General features: G+C 44.8%; 11 protein-coding genes and 1 tRNA gene. All 12 read right to left on the bottom strand.

Features of this window, described 5'->3' with window-relative positions:
* Positions 1-169: 169 nt before the first annotated feature.
* The 12 genes from DTQ70_RS23795 to DTQ70_RS23740 all read right to left on the bottom strand — a co-directional run bounded on the left by DTQ70_RS23795 (position 170) and on the right by DTQ70_RS23740 (position 17,574).
* On the bottom strand, positions 170-2,479 hold the full coding sequence (locus DTQ70_RS23795) for a family 20 glycosylhydrolase (protein ID WP_122933106.1): 2,310 nt from the start codon (positions 2,477-2,479) through the stop codon (positions 170-172).
* A gap of 138 nt (positions 2,480-2,617) precedes the next feature.
* On the bottom strand, positions 2,618-6,949 hold the full coding sequence (gene rpoC / locus DTQ70_RS23790; RefSeq protein WP_122933105.1) for a DNA-directed RNA polymerase subunit beta': 4,332 nt from the start codon (positions 6,947-6,949) through the stop codon (positions 2,618-2,620).
* 109 nt (positions 6,950-7,058) lie between these two features.
* Positions 7,059-10,916, bottom strand: a complete 3,858-nt coding sequence (gene rpoB / locus DTQ70_RS23785) for a DNA-directed RNA polymerase subunit beta (protein WP_122933104.1) — start codon at positions 10,914-10,916, stop codon at positions 7,059-7,061.
* 340 nt (positions 10,917-11,256) lie between these two features.
* Complete coding sequence (rplL, locus tag DTQ70_RS23780) at positions 11,257-11,637, bottom strand: 50S ribosomal protein L7/L12 (protein ID WP_028522387.1); 381 nt, start codon at positions 11,635-11,637, stop codon at positions 11,257-11,259.
* Between the two features lie 114 nt (positions 11,638-11,751).
* Positions 11,752-12,285: a 50S ribosomal protein L10 gene (rplJ, locus tag DTQ70_RS23775; RefSeq protein WP_122933103.1), complete on the bottom strand. Its 534-nt coding sequence runs from the start codon at positions 12,283-12,285 to the stop codon at positions 11,752-11,754.
* Positions 12,286-12,287: 2 nt separating this feature from the next.
* Positions 12,288-12,986 carry a 50S ribosomal protein L1 gene (gene rplA / locus DTQ70_RS23770; protein ID WP_122933102.1) on the bottom strand — a complete coding sequence of 233 codons (699 nt, stop codon included), beginning with the start codon at positions 12,984-12,986 and terminating at the stop codon, positions 12,288-12,290.
* 31 nt (positions 12,987-13,017) lie between these two features.
* Positions 13,018-13,461, bottom strand: a complete 444-nt coding sequence (gene rplK, locus DTQ70_RS23765) for a 50S ribosomal protein L11 (protein ID WP_122933101.1) — start codon at positions 13,459-13,461, stop codon at positions 13,018-13,020.
* Positions 13,462-13,560: 99 nt separating this feature from the next.
* Positions 13,561-14,115, bottom strand: coding sequence for a transcription termination/antitermination protein NusG (gene nusG / locus DTQ70_RS23760; protein ID WP_028522383.1), 555 nt, complete (start codon positions 14,113-14,115; stop codon positions 13,561-13,563).
* 34 nt (positions 14,116-14,149) lie between these two features.
* Entirely contained in the window at positions 14,150-14,341 is a 192-nt protein-coding gene (gene secE, locus DTQ70_RS23755) for a preprotein translocase subunit SecE (RefSeq protein ID WP_122933100.1), read from the bottom strand.
* 15 nt (positions 14,342-14,356) lie between these two features.
* A tRNA-Trp gene (locus tag DTQ70_RS23750) sits at positions 14,357-14,427 on the bottom strand.
* A 75-nt stretch (positions 14,428-14,502) separates the two neighbouring features.
* Positions 14,503-15,711 (bottom strand): TCR/Tet family MFS transporter, encoded by a 1,209-nt coding sequence (locus tag DTQ70_RS23745; protein ID WP_122933099.1) that lies wholly within the window; start codon positions 15,709-15,711, stop codon positions 14,503-14,505.
* A 36-nt stretch (positions 15,712-15,747) separates the two neighbouring features.
* The gene (locus DTQ70_RS23740; RefSeq protein ID WP_164490180.1) at positions 15,748-17,574 is read right to left on the bottom strand and encodes a 7TM diverse intracellular signaling domain-containing protein; all 1,827 of its coding nucleotides are present in this window, start codon (positions 17,572-17,574) and stop codon (positions 15,748-15,750) included.
* Between the last annotated feature and the right edge of the window lie 78 nt (positions 17,575-17,652).

Here is a 17,652-nt window from a genome sequence, read left to right as displayed (position 1 = left end):
TTTTTCGTTATAAAAACGAGGCAAACCTACGTTTTTGTTTAAAAAAATAAGACTTTTTTAGGACAAAGTGCCTAAAAACCCGCGTGAACGGGAAGAATACTCCCACCAACAAGAAAGGCGCTGTGGGTACAGCGCCTTTCTTGTTGGGTATGTCTATTTATTTAATTTTTTAATCTACCACCACTTCGTCCATCGCTATGGTCGTGGGGCGGCCTGCATCTGGATGACCTGCGGGGGCATTTCCTGCATTTTTAGCCCGTACTCGAATGTACCGCGCCCGCGCCGTTTTGAAGTCGGCAACCACGGGTAAAATTTGCCATCCGCCTTCCAGTTGGTACGTCACAGGCTGCGCCAAGGCTTCTTTGAAACTTTCGCCGTCGCGCGAGAGGCCAATTTCCACCGAAGTAGGAGGGAAGATGTTGTACAAAATCAGCTTCAAGAAATTGGCCGACACTTTGGTCACGGGTTTTACCTCGCCTAAATCAATCGTAATTTCCAAATCTTTACCCGACATCTGCACCCATTCCGCGCTGTTTTGAGGGCTTTGTGCTACCTGCCCGTCGGTCAATTTCTTTTTATCAGGGTCGGCCCAGTCGGCAGGAGCAGCAGCGTATTTGTAAGGTTTTCCTTTGGCGCGGTGCACAAAGAACTTTTCCTCAAAAGTAGCGCCAGCGGTCGTAATAGCCTTAATCGTCGTGATTTTGTCCAACGTTATCGGCATGGTGTATTCCGTCGAGCTGGTCGTAGGCTGCTTGCCGTCGGTGGTGTAGTAGGTTTTGCTGTCCGAATCCAATTTATCCAAACGCACCTGCAACTGCCCTTGGTTGTTGAACTGCGTCACCGCCCGAACGTCCAAAATACGTTTTGAATAATTGACTTTGAGGTAATCCAATCGTTTTAAATGTTCCTTCAAACGCATCGCAAAATCCTCAAAGTTTTTGACGCCCGAAGGCATCCAAGCCGATTCCGCAATGGCCGTAGCCCGAGGAAACGTCATGTATTCTACTTGTTCGGGTGTTGGCACGTATTCCGTCCATAAGTTTCCTTGTACCCCCAAAATGTATTTTTTAGACGCCTCATCAAAGCCGTCGGCGGGGTCGTAGCCATATACTTTTTCGATGGGCAGATACCCGCCAATTGCCAACGGTTCTTTGGCAGGATTACCTTGGTAATAATCGAGGTAATAGTAGGTCGTCGGCGTCATGATGACATTGTGCTTTTGTTTGGCCGCTTCGATGCCTCCTGCCGTGCCCCGCCAGCTCATCACCGTAGCGTTGGGCGCGACTCCACCTTCCAAAATCTCATCCCAACCAATAATGCTTTTTCCTTTGGAGTTGACAAACTTCTCAATGCGTTTGATGAAGTAACTTTGCAACTCGTGTTCGTCTTTCAAGCCTTGTTTTTTTATCAATTCTTGACAAAACGTGCTCTTTTTCCACGCGTCTTTTGGACATTCGTCTCCGCCAATGTGTACGTATTTACTGGGGAAAAGCGTCATTACTTCCGTCAACACGTCCTGCAAAAAGGTAAAGGTTTTTTCTGTGGGGCAAAACACGTCGTACATCACGCCCCATTTGGTGCCCACTTGGTAGTTTTTTGAAGGCTCACAACCCAATTCTGGGTAAGCCGCCAACGCCGCCGTTGCGTGCCCTGGCAGTTCGATTTCGGGGATAATCGTGACGTATTTCGACTGAGCGTACTTTACAATGTCTTTGATTTCGGCTTGGGTATAAAACCCACCGTATTCTTTTCCGTCGTATTTCTGAGGGTAATTTTCTGAGTAGTGCCCCACAAGCGTTTCCTTGCGTTTTGAGCCCACTTGCGTGAGTTTAGGGTACTTCTTTATTTCAATGCGCCAGCCTTGGTCATCGGTCAAATGCCAGTGCAACACGTTCATTTTGTGCAGGGCTAGTAGGTCGATGTATTTTTTGATAAACGAAGCAGGCATAAAATGACGCGCTACGTCGAGCATCAACCCTCGGTGCACAAAGCGGGGACGGTCTTGAATCTGGCAAACGGGCATTGCCCACGCGACGTTTTCGACGGGAGTAGGACTAAATACCGCCGTGGGCAGCAGTTGAAGGAGGGTTTGTAAACCGTAAAAAGCTCCTTGTGGCGTCGCCGATTCCAGAATCACGCGTTCTTTTCCTACCACCAATTTGTACCCTTCGTTTCCTAAGCCCAAGGCTTTGTTCAAACGAATAAAAATGGTGTTGGTTGCCGTCGGGGGAGCGGCGGGCGCAACCACCAAATTCAATTTCGAGGCTGTTTTAAGCGCACTAGCCAACGATTGCGCAATGGGTTTCAGTAAAGCATCTTTGGCGGTGACAATAATTTTGGTCTGCCCATTCACCACAAACTGCCCGTCGCCGCCGTTGAACTGCGCAGGAAATGGCACCAAGTTATAGTTATTGTCTTGGGCATAAAGTGAGGTACAACAAATGAAAGCGAGGGAGAAAACAAAAAGTAATTTCTTCATACGTAAATAATCGTCGTTTGGGGAACAAAGGAACTAAAAAACGGCAGCAATCGAAAAAATAGTGTGTAAGCGGCCAAAAACAAAAACGCCCCAACCGAAGTCGGGGCGTTTTCTTCTATAAACTCACGGGGAAACCTGTTAGTTTGCTAATTCACGTTTGCTACGACGCGAGCTGCTACGCTCACGTGATTCGGTCACGGTTTCGAGTTCTTCTTTCGAACCAATGATGTTTTTCTGGTAGCGGCGTACACCCGTTCCTGCTGGAATAAGGTGACCTACAATTACGTTTTCTTTCAAGCCATCGAGGGTATCGCGTTTTCCGCGTACCGCCGCTTCGCTCAACACTTTGGTCGTCTCTTGGAAAGACGCGGCTGAGATAAAGCTTTCGGTACCCAACGACGCCTGCGTAATACCCATCAAGGTTGGTTGTGCAACGGCTGCTTTGGCATCGCGTGCCACTACCAAACGCTGATCACGACGCTTGAGGGTAGAGTTTTCGTCACGCAAACGGCGCGCCGAAATCAACATCCCTGGCTTCACGTTTTCAGAATCGCCCGAATCCTCTACCACTTTCATGTCAAGAACACGGTCGTTTTCTTCGCGGAATGTCCACTTATCTACGGGTTGCATTTCCAAGAAGTTGGTATCTCCAGCTTCCATGATTTCAACTTTCTGCATCATTTGGCGTACAATACACTCAATGTGCTTATCGTTGATTTTCACCCCTTGGAGACGGTAAACTTCCTGAATTTCGTTTACCAAGTATTCTTGTACCGCCGTTGGCCCTTTGATCGACAAGATGTCGCTTGGCGTAATGGCACCATCAGAAAGTGGTTCACCCGCTTTCACGTAGTCACCATCTTGCACCAAGATGTGTTTCGACAAAGGCACAAGGTATTTCTTACGCGTGCCGTCTTTCGACTCGATATTGATTTCGCGGTTACCACGTTTTACAATTCCGTAGATAACCACCCCGTCGATTTCAGAAACTACCGCTGGGTTAGATGGGTTACGTGCTTCAAACAATTCCGTTACCCGTGGCAAACCACCCGTAATATCACGCGTTTTACCGAGTGTACGTGGCAATTTCGCCAAAGGCTGACCTGCTTTTACATTGGCTCCATCTTTGATTACCAAACGCGCACCTACAGGCAAGTTGTAAATCTTCTCATCGGCGTCGGTCAAGAGTGGGCTCTTACCTTTTACCAAGATACCTGGGTTTTTGGTACGGTCACGTGTTTCGATGATTACCATTTCCTGGAAGCCCGATTGTTCGTCGATTTCTTCGCGGAAAGTGATACCTTCTTCGATTGATTCGTACTGAGCAGAACCGTTAAATTCTGACAAGATTACGGCGTTGTAAGGATCCCAGTTACAAAGTTCGTGGCCTTTGGTAACTCGCTCACCTTCTTTCACAAGCAATGTAGCTCCATAAGGAACGTTATTACCAATCAATACCTGTCCGTTTGACTCGCTGACGATGCGAATTTCACCCGAACGACCCATTACAATCGTTACTGGATTTCCTTCCGCATCCGTTGACTCTACGGTACGCATATCTTCAAACTCAATCTTACCTTCAAATTTCGCTCTGATGTTGGCTTCTACGGCGATGTTTTGCGCAGTACCCCCAACGTGGAACGTACGAAGTGTCAGCTGCGTACCTGGCTCACCGATTGACTGTGAGGCAATAACCCCCACCGACTCACCGATTTCGGCCATGCGCCCCGACGCCAAGTTACGTCCGTAGCATTTTGAACAAACCCCACTGCGGGTTTCGCAAGTCAATACTGAGCGGATTTCTACGGTTTCGATGCTCGTTTCGTCGATACGAGCCGCGATTTCTTCGGTGATTTCCTGACCTGATGACAAAATTAACTCACCCGAAAGTGGGTCAAGTACATCGTGTACAGAAACCCGTCCCAAGATACGTTCAGACAATGGCTCAACGATGTCCTCGTTGTCTTTCAATGCCGAAATCTCGATACCGCGCAATGTACCACAGTCAACCTCGTTCACAACCACGTCCTGAGCTACGTCGTGCAAACGACGTGTCAAGTAACCCGCATCGGCTGTTTTCAAGGCCGTATCGGCCAAACCTTTACGCGCACCGTGGGTAGAGATAAAGTACTCAAGAACGTCAAGACCTTCCTTAAAGTTTGAAAGGATTGGGTTTTCGATGATTTCTCCAACGCCCCCAGCAAGGTTTTTCTGAGGTTTCGCCATCAAACCACGCATACCTCCCAACTGACGTACCTGCTCGCGAGAACCACGGGCTCCCGAGTGCATCATCATATACACGGAGTTAAAGCCTTGTTGGTCGTTCTCCAATTGGGTCAAAAGCGTATTGGCCAATTTCGTGTTGGTACGTGTCCAAACGTCGATAATTTGGTTATAACGCTCGTTTTCGGTGATAAGACCCATCATGAAGTTATCCATCACACCTTGAACTTCTTCTTTTGCACCTTCGATGAGCTGCCATTTCACATCTGGGATTTTAATATCTCCCAAACCGATTGACAAACCACCTTTGAAGGCTGTTTGGAAACCAAGTTGCTTGATGTCGTCCAAGAATTGTGCACAACGTGCATTACCCGCAATCTTGAAGACGTGTCCAATGATTTGTTGAAGTTTCTTTTTCGTCAACAATTCATTGATATATCCTACGGATTCAGGAACGCACTGGTTGAACAATAGACGTCCTGCAACCGTTTCAATCAATTTTTTCTCAAGGGTACCATCCTCGTTACGAACAGTCACACGGCACTTGATGTGCGCATGTTTAGACACTTTTCCTTCGTTGAGGGCGATGATTACTTCTTCAGCACCGTAGAATGTCATTCCTTCTCCAGCGATAGGCACTTCTGGGGTCGATTTACGTCCTTTTGTTACGTAATAAAGACCCAATACCATGTCTTGTGAAGGTACGGTAATTGGCGCTCCGTTAGCAGGGTTCAAGATGTTGTGCGACGACAACATCAACAACGATGCTTCCAAAATAGCCTCTTGACCTAGTGGTACGTGTACCGCCATCTGGTCACCGTCAAAGTCGGCGTTGAAGGCCGTACATACCAATGGGTGCAACTGAATCGCTTTTCCTTCAATCAACTTAGGTTGGAAGGCTTGGATACCCAAACGGTGAAGGGTAGGAGCACGGTTAAGCAATACAGGGTGGCCTTTCAATACGTTTTCCAAGATGTCCCAAACAACGGGGTCTTTGCGGTCAACGATTTTCTTTGCCGATTTTACCGTTTTAACGATACCACGCTCAATCAACTTACGAATGATGAACGGTTTAAACAACTCTGCCGCCATGTCTTTGGGAAGACCACACTCATGCAATTTGAGCTCTGGACCTACCACAATTACCGAACGACCTGAGTAGTCAACCCGCTTACCAAGCAAGTTCTGACGGAAACGCCCTTGCTTTCCTTTCAACATATCTGAAAGTGATTTCAAGGCACGGTTACCTTCCGAACGTACCGCATTTACTTTACGGCTGTTGTCGAATAGCGAGTCAACCGCTTCTTGCAACATCCGTTTTTCGTTACGCAAGATTACTTCTGGCGCTTTGATTTCAATCAGCCGCTTCAAACGGTTATTACGAATGATTACACGACGGTAGAGGTCGTTAAGGTCAGACGTAGCAAAACGTCCACCATCCAAAGGCACAAGCGGACGAAGTTCTGGTGGAATCACTGGCACCATCCGAATCACCATCCATTCTGGGCGGTTTTCGATGCGGGTGTTTGCGTCGCGAAGTGCTTCAACGACTTTCAAACGTTTCAACGCTTCTGCTTTACGCTGTTGCGAAGTATCGTTTGCGGCATTGTGGCGCAATTCGTAAGACAATTCGTCTAATTGCGTACGTGACAACAACAACTCTAGTCCTTCAGCCCCCATCTTAGCGATGAATTTGTTCGGGTCTGTATCTGGAAGAAGTTGATTCTCACGTGGAAGACGATCCATAATATCCAAGTATTCATCTTCAGTCAAGAAGTCCATTTTGTTGACTCCATCTTCTGCTTTCACACCTGGTTGAACTACTACGTAACGTTCGTAGTAGATGATTTGGTCCAATTTCTTGGTTGACAAGCCTAACAAATAACCAATTTTGTTAGGTAAGCTACGGAAGTACCAAATGTGAGCAACAGGCACCACCAATTCGATGTGTCCCATACGTTCACGACGTACTTTTTTCTCCGTTACTTCCACCCCACAACGGTCACAGATAATGCCCTTATAACGAATACGCTTATATTTACCACAGTGGCATTCCCAGTCTTTTACGGGGCCGAAGATACGCTCACAGAAAAGTCCACCCATCTCAGGCTTATAGGTCCGATAGTTGATGGTTTCGGGTTGCGTTACTTCACCGTATGAGCTTTCCAGAATAGACTCTGGCGAAGCCAAACTGATGGTAATCCGCGAAAAGTCACTATTGATTTTCTTGTTTTTCTTGAATGACATTTTCGATATGATTTGTGTGAAATTTTTGTTTAGGGTTTAGAGTTTACTATCTCAAGTTTAGCGTTGTATTACCAACCATAAATCCAAAACAGTAAACCCCAAACATTGATTAGTCCATCGTAATTTCGAGGGCAAGACCGCGTAATTCGTGAATCAATACATTGAATGATTCTGGAATATTTGGCTTCGGAAGGTTTTCACCTTTTACGATTGCCTCGTACGCTTTTGCCCGTCCAATTACGTCATCGGACTTCACTGTCAAAATCTCTTGAAGGATGTGAGAAGCTCCAAACGCCTCAAGCGCCCAAACCTCCATCTCTCCGAAACGCTGTCCACCAAACTGTGCCTTACCACCCAATGGTTGCTGCGTAATAAGTGAGTATGGCCCAATCGAACGAGCGTGCATTTTGTCATCCACCAAGTGACCCAGTTTAAGCATGTACATGATACCTACTGTAACTGCTTGGTCAAATTTATCACCCGATTGCCCGTCATAAAGTGGTGTACGCCCAAAAGAAGGAATTCCTGCTTCATTCAATTCAGAAACTACTTGATCTTCGGTAGCACCATCAAAGATTGGCGTTGCGTATTTGCGGCCTAATTTACGACCTGCCCATGCCAAGATGGTTTCGTAAATCTGACCGATATTCATACGCGAAGGTACCCCTAGAGGGTTCAATACGATGTCCATTGGTGTTCCATCGGCCAAGAAAGGCATGTCTTCATCGCGAACGATTTTAGCCACAACCCCTTTGTTACCGTGGCGACCCGCCATTTTATCCCCTACTTTGAGTTTACGTTTCTTAGCGATATATACTTTCGCCAATTTTACGATACCCGCAGGTAATTCGTCTCCCACTTCCAACGTAAAGCGGTCACGTTTGAAACGTCCCGAAATTTCGTTGCGGCGTTTTTGATAGTTTTTCACCATCTCAAACAACAGCTTGTTGGTCGTTGGGTCGTCCGTCCAGCCTTCGATGATTAAGTCACCCAAAAGGTTTACTTCTTCTGGAACAACGTAACCGCCTTCGTCACGGTACGGGTTTTTATCTGGGAAGATATTGTTGATGATGTTCACGCGGCTAAATTTCACGCCTTTACTCATGATTTCTTCGCCAAACTTGTGCTTCACTCCCGCACCTGTCTTACCATCAAGCAATTCTACCATTTTGTCGATAAGCACTTCACGGAGTTTGCTCAAGTCGCGTCCGTAGCTCTTCATCAACACTTTCAACTCATCTTTTTGTTTTACGCGCTCATCGCGGCCTGGACGAGAGAAAAGTTTGGTATCTACGACTACCCCTTTCATCGACGGAGGTGCTTTGCGTGAAGCATCCTTCACATCACCTGCTTTATCTCCAAAGATGGCACGGAGAAGTTTTTCTTCTGGTGTTGGATCTGATTCGCCTTTTGGCGTAATCTTTCCAATCAAAATGTCGCCTTCTTTTACTTCTGTTCCTACGCGAACGATACCGTTTTCGTCGAGGTTTTTAACAGCTTCTTCACTTACGTTCGGAATTTCCGCTGTCAATTCTTCCTCTCCGCGTTTGGTATCACGTACTTCAAGGTCATACTCTTCGATGTGGATAGAAGTAAAAATATCTTCGCGTACTACCCGCTCAGAAATCACAATCGCATCCTCAAAGTTATAGCCTTGCCAAGGCATGAAGGCCACAAGGAGGTTACGTCCAAGTGCCAATTCACCACCTTCTGTCGCGTATCCTTCGCTCAAGATTTGACCTTTCTCTACCGGTTGGCCTTTCAAAACCATCGGTTTAAGGTTGATACAAGTATCTTGGTTAGTACGACGGAACTTAATCAAATCATACGTTACAATGTCGCTATCAAAGCTTACCAAACGCTGCTCGTACGAACGTTCGTAACGAATGACAATCTTAGTTGCATCCACAAACTCAACTATCCCGTTGCCTTCGGCTACTACCAAAGCACGTGAGTCGCGAGCTACGCGGCCTTCCAAACCTGTACCTACAATTGGCGCCTGTGGACGGAGCAATGGCACCGCCTGACGTTGCATGTTTGAACCCATCAAGGCACGGTTGGCGTCATCGTGCTCCAAGAACGGAATCATCGAAGCCGCTACCGATACAATCTGATTTGCTGCAATATCCATCAAAGACACCTGCGCAGGCTCTACCATTGGGAAGTCACCTTCAAAACGTGTCTTGATTTTATCAACCAAGAAGGTTCCGTTATCATCCACCGACGCGTTGGCTTGGGCGATGTATTTAGAATCTTCTTCTTCTGCGGTCAAGTACACAAGTTCATTCGACAACTTACCATCATTAATAACGCGGTAAGGTGTTTCGATGAAGCCCATGCTGTTGGTTTTTGCATAAACGCAAAGCGAAGAAATCAAACCGATGTTTGGTCCTTCAGGCGTTTCAATCGTACAAAGACGGCCGTAGTGCGTGTAGTGAACGTCACGAACCTCAAAACCTGCACGTTCGCGGCTCAAACCACCTGGCCCAAGAGCTGACATACGACGCTTGTGCGTGATTTCAGCCAATGGGTTCGTTTGGTCCATAAACTGCGAAAGCTGGTTGGTTCCAAAGAACGAGTTGATTACTGACGACAACGTACGTGCATTAATCAAGTCGATTGGTTTGAAGTCTTCGTTATCACGAACGTTCATACGTTCTTTGATGGTACGAGACATACGTGCCAAACCAACACCAAATTGTGCCCACAATTGCTCACCTACCGTACGAACACGGCGGTTTGACAAGTGGTCGATATCATCGACTACGGCTTTGGCATTGATAAGACCGATAAGGTATTTTACAATGGAAACGATGTCTTGCGTCGTCAATACTTTCGTTGACATCGCAATATCCAATTGCAATTTTTTATTGACACGGTAGCGACCTACATCACCCAAGTCATAACGCTTATCTGAGAAGAACAAGCTCTGAATTACTTCACGAGCGGTTTGTTCGTCAGGTGCTTCTGCGTTACGCAATTGGCGGTAGATTTGCTCAACAGCCTCTTTTTCTGAGTTAGAGCTGTCTTTTTGCAAAGTGTTATAAATGATATTATAATCGGCCATGTTCATGTCCTCACGGTGCATAATAATTGATTTCTGCCCCGAATCAAGGATCACGTCTAAGTCACCGGCCGTGATAAGAGAGTCACGCTCAAGCAACACTTCGTTACGGCTGATTGATACTACTTCACCAGTATCTTCATCCACGAAGTCTTCTGTCCATGTACGTAGTACCCGCGCAGCTAGGCGGCGGCCTACGGCTTTTTTCAAGCTGGCAGAAGTAGCAGGGATTTCTTCTGAAAGTTCAAACAAATCAAGAATTTCTTTGTCAGAACCGAAGCCAATCGCCCGTAGAAGGGTAGTTACTGGAAACTTTTTCTTACGATCGATGTACGCATACATCACGTTATTAACGTCCGTAGAAAATTCAATCCAAGACCCTTTAAAAGGAATAATCCGTGCCGAGTACAATTTAGTACCGTTGGTGTGCTTGCTCATTGAGAAAAACACCCCTGGCGAGCGGTGTAGCTGAGAAACGATAACGCGTTCAGCTCCATTAATTACAAAAGAGCCTTTTTCGGTCATGTATGGGATAGCTCCCAAGAACACTTCTTGCTCAATTGTTTCAAAATCTTCGTTATCGGCGTCATTACATTTTAGGCGTAGTTTTGCCTTTAATGGCACCGAATACGTAAGTCCACGTGAAATACACTCATTAACAGAGTATTTTGGTGGATCTAGTGCATAGTCAACGAATTCAAGGACAAAGTTTTCACGTGAATCAGAGATTGGGAAGTTCTCTTGGAATACTTTGTACAACCCTTCTTTGTGACGTTCTTCGGCTGCGGTATCTAAATTAACGAATTCGCGATACGAGCGAAGCTGTACGTCAAGGAAGTCCGGATAATCAATAACAGGTTTAATCCGGGCAAAACTTCTACGTGGAGTTTGTTTGGTTACCAAGGCTTTACAAGTTTTTGGTGGATAAGAACCAGGCGACGTTCTAAAGATACTGAACGCGGGGACTCAAATAGTTAGTTTGCAAAAAACTTAGCTTGCCTCGTAGATTTTAGAATTTCGCCCCTTTGCATCGCCCCTACGAGTAGCGAAGTGTTTCAGGCAGAAACTCATTAAAGAAGAAACGCTATTGTGGATAGATGTCAGATTAACTGCATTTATTCTGATTTTCGACTAACTGTTGCTGTTTTCAATAGCCAAAACAGCGGTACTTACTTAAACAGGAAAAGACCTGACACAAGGTCAGGCCTATTTCCGTTTGTTTTGGGAGCGCTAAGCGCAGAAATTACTTAATTTCTACTTCAGCACCAGCTTCTTCCAATTGCTTTTTCAAAGCTTCTGCTTCGTCTTTAGCAATACCTTCTTTCAATGGTTTTGGAGCGCCGTCAACCAATTCTTTAGCTTCTTTCAAGCCAAGACCTGTCAAGTCTTTTACAAGTTTAACAACTTGCAATTTAGCAGCACCGCCTGATTTCAAGATTACATCAAAAGCTGTTTTTTCTTCTACAACTGGAGCTGCATCACCACCGCCACCTGCTGCTACCATTACTGGAGCTGCTGCTGCTGGTTCGATACCGTACTCATCTTTCAAGATTGCAGCAAGTTCATTTACTTCCTTTACTGTAAGATTAACAAGCTGTTCTGCGAATGCTTTCAAATCTGCCATTTTATTGTAATGTTAAAATTTGTTACGAGTTTTTTTGAATTTGAAAATTTAGTAATCTGAAGATTTGAAAATGTCCATTGACTAATTCTCAAATTTTCAAATGTAGTACTTGAATTACCCTTCGCGTTCTGAAAGGGTTTTGAGGATACCAGCCAATTTGCCGCCTCCGCTTTGCAATGCCGATACGACATTTTTCGCAGGAGATTGCAACAAGCCAACGATTTCCCCGATTAATTCTTGTCTTGACTTCAGGGTCAATAGCGTATCTAATTGATTTTCGCCGATGAATAGGCTATACTCAACCGAAGCACCTTTAAGCTTCAATTTGTCGTTGCCTGATTCTTTACGGAATTCTTTGATCAATTTAGCAGCTACTTTGCCTGACTCTGGGTGAAACATGATACCAGAAAAACCAGTCAAAACGCTTTCGTTGAATGGCGTATAATCGGTATCTAGTGTTTCAAGTGCCTTTGCAATCAGCGTGTTTTTAACAACGCGATATTCTACTCCTTGGTTAAAACACTTACGGCGTAAGTTGTTTGTTTCTCCAACTGTCATGCCTGCGGCATCAACAATATAGAAGTAAGGAATCGCCTTGAACTTTTCGCTGAGTTCCTCTATGATAACGGCTTTTTCTTCGCGTGTCATAATTATATTCCTGCAATCGTGCTTTTATCGATGATGACACCTGGACTCATTGTGCTTGAGAGGTGTACGCTTTTTACGTAAGTACCTTTAGCCGAAGAAGGTTTAAGCTTCATTAAAGTCGCAATCAACTCTTGAGCATTTTGGGCAATTTTATCAGGACCAAAAGATACACGGCCGATGCTAGCGTGGATAATACCAAACTTGTCAACCTTGAAGTCAATTTTACCTGCTTTTACCTCTTTTACTGCTTTACCAACTTCCAACGTTACTGTACCCGACTTAGGGTTAGGCATCAAGCCACGAGGACCCAAAATTTTACCCAAACGACCAATTTTAGCCATTACAGTTGGCATTGTGATGATTACGTCCACGTCAGTCCATCCTTTTTCGATTTTCTGAATAAACTCATCCAAACCAACGAAGTCAGCACCAGCTTCTTTTGCTTCGGCTTCTTTATCAGGCGAACAAAGTACCAATACACGTACTTCACGACCTGTACCGTGTGGTAAAGCCACCACGCCACGAACCATCTGGTCTGCTTTGCGGGGGTCAACACCCAAACGAACATCAATATCTACTGAAGCATCAAACTTCGTATAAGTGATGTCTTTCAGAATTTCTGCAGCTTTCTCGAACGAGTACTCGATTTTAGCATCGTATTTCGCTAAAGCTTCTTTTCTTTTTTTAGTCAACTTTGCCATTGTTCAAAATGTCTTTACGTCCGCTTCGTGATTAGTTATCCCAAGGGGCTGTACCTGATACTGTAATCCCCATACTACGTGCTGTACCTGCAATCATCTTCATTGCGGATTCTATCGTAAAGCAGTTCAAATCTGGCATCTTTGTTTCAGCAATCGTTTTTACTTGATCCCAGCTCACTGAACCAACTTTCTTACGGTTAGGTTGAGCAGAACCAACTTTCACTTTTGCAGCCTCCAAAAGCAAGATTGGTGCTGGTGGAGTTTTGATAACAAATTCAAATGATTTGTCTTTGTAGTACGTAATTACAACGGGTAAGATTACACCCATTTTGTCCTGCGTACGACCGTTAAATTGCTTGCAGAACTCCATGATGTTCAAACCCTTCGAACCAAGTGCTGGTCCAATTGGGGGGGAAGGATTGGCTTGGCCACCTTTCACTTGCAGTTTGACGTAACCTGCTACTTCTTTCGCCATCGTTTTAAAACGTTTAAATTGGCGTTACCGGTTCGGACGTACGGCTGATAGACAACGTGGAAGCTTTTTGTCTCGTACTCCCGGCAACATTCTGAAAAATCAGCTTTCTTTTTCGACTTGTGCGTAACCCAACTCCACGGGCGTACTACGCCCGAATATTTTCACAACGACATTGAGCTTCTTCTTGTCGTCAAAAATTTCTTCTACTGTCCCAATAAACCCACTGAAAGGTCCATCGGTAATTTTAACACTCTCGCCTTTCAAGAAACTTACTTTCGGCGCTTCAACTTCCTCTACCGCATCTTCGACCTTACCTAAAATCCGATTGATTTCCGACTGACGCAACGGCACTGGTATTTTTGAGTTACCACTGGTATTTCCCAAAAAACCCAATACACCTGGCATTGTCGTAATAAGGTGATGTGTTTCTCCTTTTGCCAAATCGGCCGAAATAATGATATAACCAGGAAAAAAGTTCTTCTCACGAATGCGTTTCTTACCGTTACGCATTTCGACAATTTTTTCCGTCGGAATTAAAATTTCGGGGATAGCTTCTTGAAGGCCCTGTCTGACGATTTCATTTTCAAGATAAGATTTAATCTTCTTTTCTTGACCAGACACAGCCCGGATAACGTACCAATTCAGATTACTCATACCTGCTCAACGTTTGGATAACCGGGGCAAAGCCCTAGAATGACTGATAAATGAAATTGAGAGCGTTCTCAAATAGGAAGTCCATGAGACCTACCACTGCCGCAAAAATAAGCGAGCCGAGGAGTACAAGTGTTGTACTAGATTGAAGGTCATTAAGCTTGGGCCAAGTGACATTGTGCCGAACCTCGTCCCATGAGGCTTTTACAAATTCTACAATTGAGTTCATTTTGCGCAAAAGTTGCACGGGCACCAGGACTCGAACCCAGACCGAAGGTTTTGGAGACCTTAGTTCTACCTTTAAACTATGCCCGTGTATATAATACTTCTTGAAATCGGACTGCAAAAGTATGAAACAAAATTTTCAATTGCAATCTTTTTTAGAAAAAATCATTTACGCGATAAAATTTGTTTCACTAAAATCAAACTTAGGAGCGTCAAAACACCACCCATTGCAAACGGCGCACCTGGGAAAATAATAGGAGCAGCCGAAGTGGTAAAGTACGCAAACAAGCTTGTCATCATGACTGGCCCTACAACGGCCGTTAAGCTCATCAAACTCGTAAGCGCTCCCCTGAGCTCTCCTTGCTCATTGGCAGGCACCTCATTTGACATAATGGCTTGAAGCGCAGGTGTTGCAATTCCTCCTAATGCCGCCAAAATAGTAATGGCAAACAGCATCCAACCTTGGTTGGCAAAGGCGTACATAAAAAAGCTGATACCGTAGGCGCTTAATCCCCAATAAATGGATTTTGTATTGCCCAAACGGGGGATAATCGTGCGGGTTAAACCACCTTGTACAAGAGCAGCCATTACTCCTACAAATGCCAGTGAATACCCCACCCATTTTTCATCCCAGCCAAATCTTTCCATGGTAAAGTAAGTCCAGGTACTCTGCGTAGCATAGCCTGCAATGTAAATCAATACCAGTGGAATAACCAAACCAAAAATAATGGGATACTTTTTTAAATGACGCAATGAACCCACTGGATTGGCTCGCTTCCAATCAAAAGGACGGCGGTTTTCGGGAAGCAGTGATTCTGGTAGTACAAAATACCCGTATAGCCAGTTTAATAGTGCCAAGCCTGCCGATACAAAAAAGGGAACGCGGGCGCCATACTGGCCAAGAAGCCCCCCAAGCATGGGGCCGATGATAAACCCTAAACCAAAAGCTGCGCCAATCAATCCAAAATTTTGGGCTCTTTTTTCAGGTGGGCTCACATCCGCAATGTACGCCCCTGCTGTGGTGAAACTTGCCCCCAAAACGCCAGCAATGAGGCGTCCTACAAACAACCATCCTATACTCGGGGCAAAACCCAAGAAGATGTAATCTATTCCAAATCCGAAAAGAGAGGCTAATAACACAGGCCGACGCCCGTATTGGTCGCTTAAACCGCCCAAAATTGGGGAAAATATAAACTGCATCACCGAATACGCAAACGTGAGCCAGCCACCGTATAGAGAGGCTTGGGACAAATCACCATGAATGAGCTCGGTAATCAATTTAGGAAAGACGGGAATAATTATCCCAATACCTGTTACGTCAATCAGTAACGTTATAAAGATAAATAAAAGGGCAGAGTTGCGTTTTTCAGCCATATAAGGGGACAGCAAAGGTACAAAAGTAGCAAAAAATCAGGAGATTGGCACTTGCGCCGACGCATGAGTTCCTTTTCCGTTGGATTCAATCTGCCACGTGCCTCTGAGCGACGAAATCCTTTCTTGAATATTTCCTAAGCCTTTTCCTTGGTGATTGTAATCCTGCATTCCTACTCCATCGTCCTCAATGTCAAGGTGTAAGTGATTGTCTTGTTCATAAAGACGGACCACTGCTTCTTTCGCTCTTGAATGCTTGATAATGTTATTAATCAACTCCAACGAAATGCTGTATAGCTCAAACTCGACTTGTTTATCGTACTTTTTATCGAGGTTTATCTCGGTTTTAAATCGCGTTTTATTATTTCGGTTAAGCTTTTCTGTCAGTTTCTCCACGCTTATTGCTAGCCCATCTGCTTCTAAATTTTCGGGCACGAGGTTATGACTCAAAAACCGAACCCGCTGCTGCGCTTCATTGGTCATTTCTACTAGTGACTCATACACATGTTTTTCCTGCTCTGTCAAACTTTCAGAGTTGATTGATGATAATGTCCAACGAATTGCCGAGAGCGTCCCACCAAGCGAGTCATGCAAATCAGCAGCAACCCGCTTTCTTTCAAGGGTTTGTCCTTTAATTTGAGCTTTCGAGATTTCCTCGTTTTGGGTTCGTAGCGTATGAATTAGCTCTTTTTGGGATTGTTCTCGCTCTTCACGCGTTCGACGATAATCATCCGCCAATGCCCACATAAAAAACACCATTTCAAACATACTGCCAATGTGCATGGCGTTGATAACAAACAGATTGGGTGTCAAGTAAGCCAAAGTCCAAAGCAAGACAACTATTACCCCAATAAAATAAGAAAGCGTCCCGAAAAGGTAATAAATCGCCGAAGGATTACCTCGTCGATAACTCACAATGCAGGAAATAGAGACCAAACAGAAAAAGACAATGATTATAGCGCACGAATAAACATTGGGGCTGATAAGTCCTTCAAAAAAGAAAATCCAAATGCTTAGTACCACCGACGCAATCGCATCTATTCGCATCAACTTGTAGAGGGTAGGGGCTAATACGCGCAAATGAAGTGCATGGGCGTAAAACAACACCCCTAAAAAATTGCTGATGACGACGGCAATCACAATACTATAGCCTTTCAACCAAACGTGATTTGGCCACAATAGCTGGTCGATGATTCCGTATCCTCCTACAATGGCCACCAATAAATATCCCATTAAAAAGAGGAGATAAAGCAAGAAGTTTCGCTCTTTGGTTACCAGTAGAAATACCAATTGCACGACAATCATGCAAATTACAAACCCTAAATGCCCGCTCCAAAACCAGAGTTCATCGAGATAGGTCTCGTAAAAATGATACGTTTCGGCAACTCTAAACTGAATTTTCTTTGCGTCTCCTGTACGTAACTTGATATAAACAGAATACAACACCCTCGGAGCAAGTTCTAAAGGAATGGCACACTGATGCACATTGATATTTCGCTGATAGCCTGGGATAGCTTCTTTTAAGGTTTGGTGATTCACTTCTCCCGTTTGTTCGTTAAAAACAAACACATCAAGCTCTTCCACCATTGGATAATCATTTGAAATTACCCAATGAATCTGTCTATCTGTTTGTTTTTTTACCTTAAAACGTAGCCAAACATCTTGGTCTCTAAAACCTAAATCAGCAGAAATGCCCAGTGGGCTTTTGAAGAAAACAGAGGTGTCTTTTCGTAGCTGTTGAACTGTCAATTTTTGAGAAGTATCGGCCAAATACTGAAGCGCAGGATGCTTCCACAGCTCTGTATCTATCATTTTATCAGTAAGATGTAATACAGGAACTTGTGCCCGAACGGTAATCGTACACATCCACCCCAATAGTATCCCAATAACAACTAGCCTTAATGGTATCATTTGACCCGAGAAAACGAACGCCAATGTACTCAG

The organism is Runella sp. SP2 (assembly GCF_003711225.1).
In the GTDB taxonomy this organism is placed as follows: Bacteria; Bacteroidota; Bacteroidia; order Cytophagales; family Spirosomataceae; genus Runella.
Note: the sequence above shows the minus strand (reverse complement) of the source record. Positions and strands in the feature narration are given on the sequence as shown.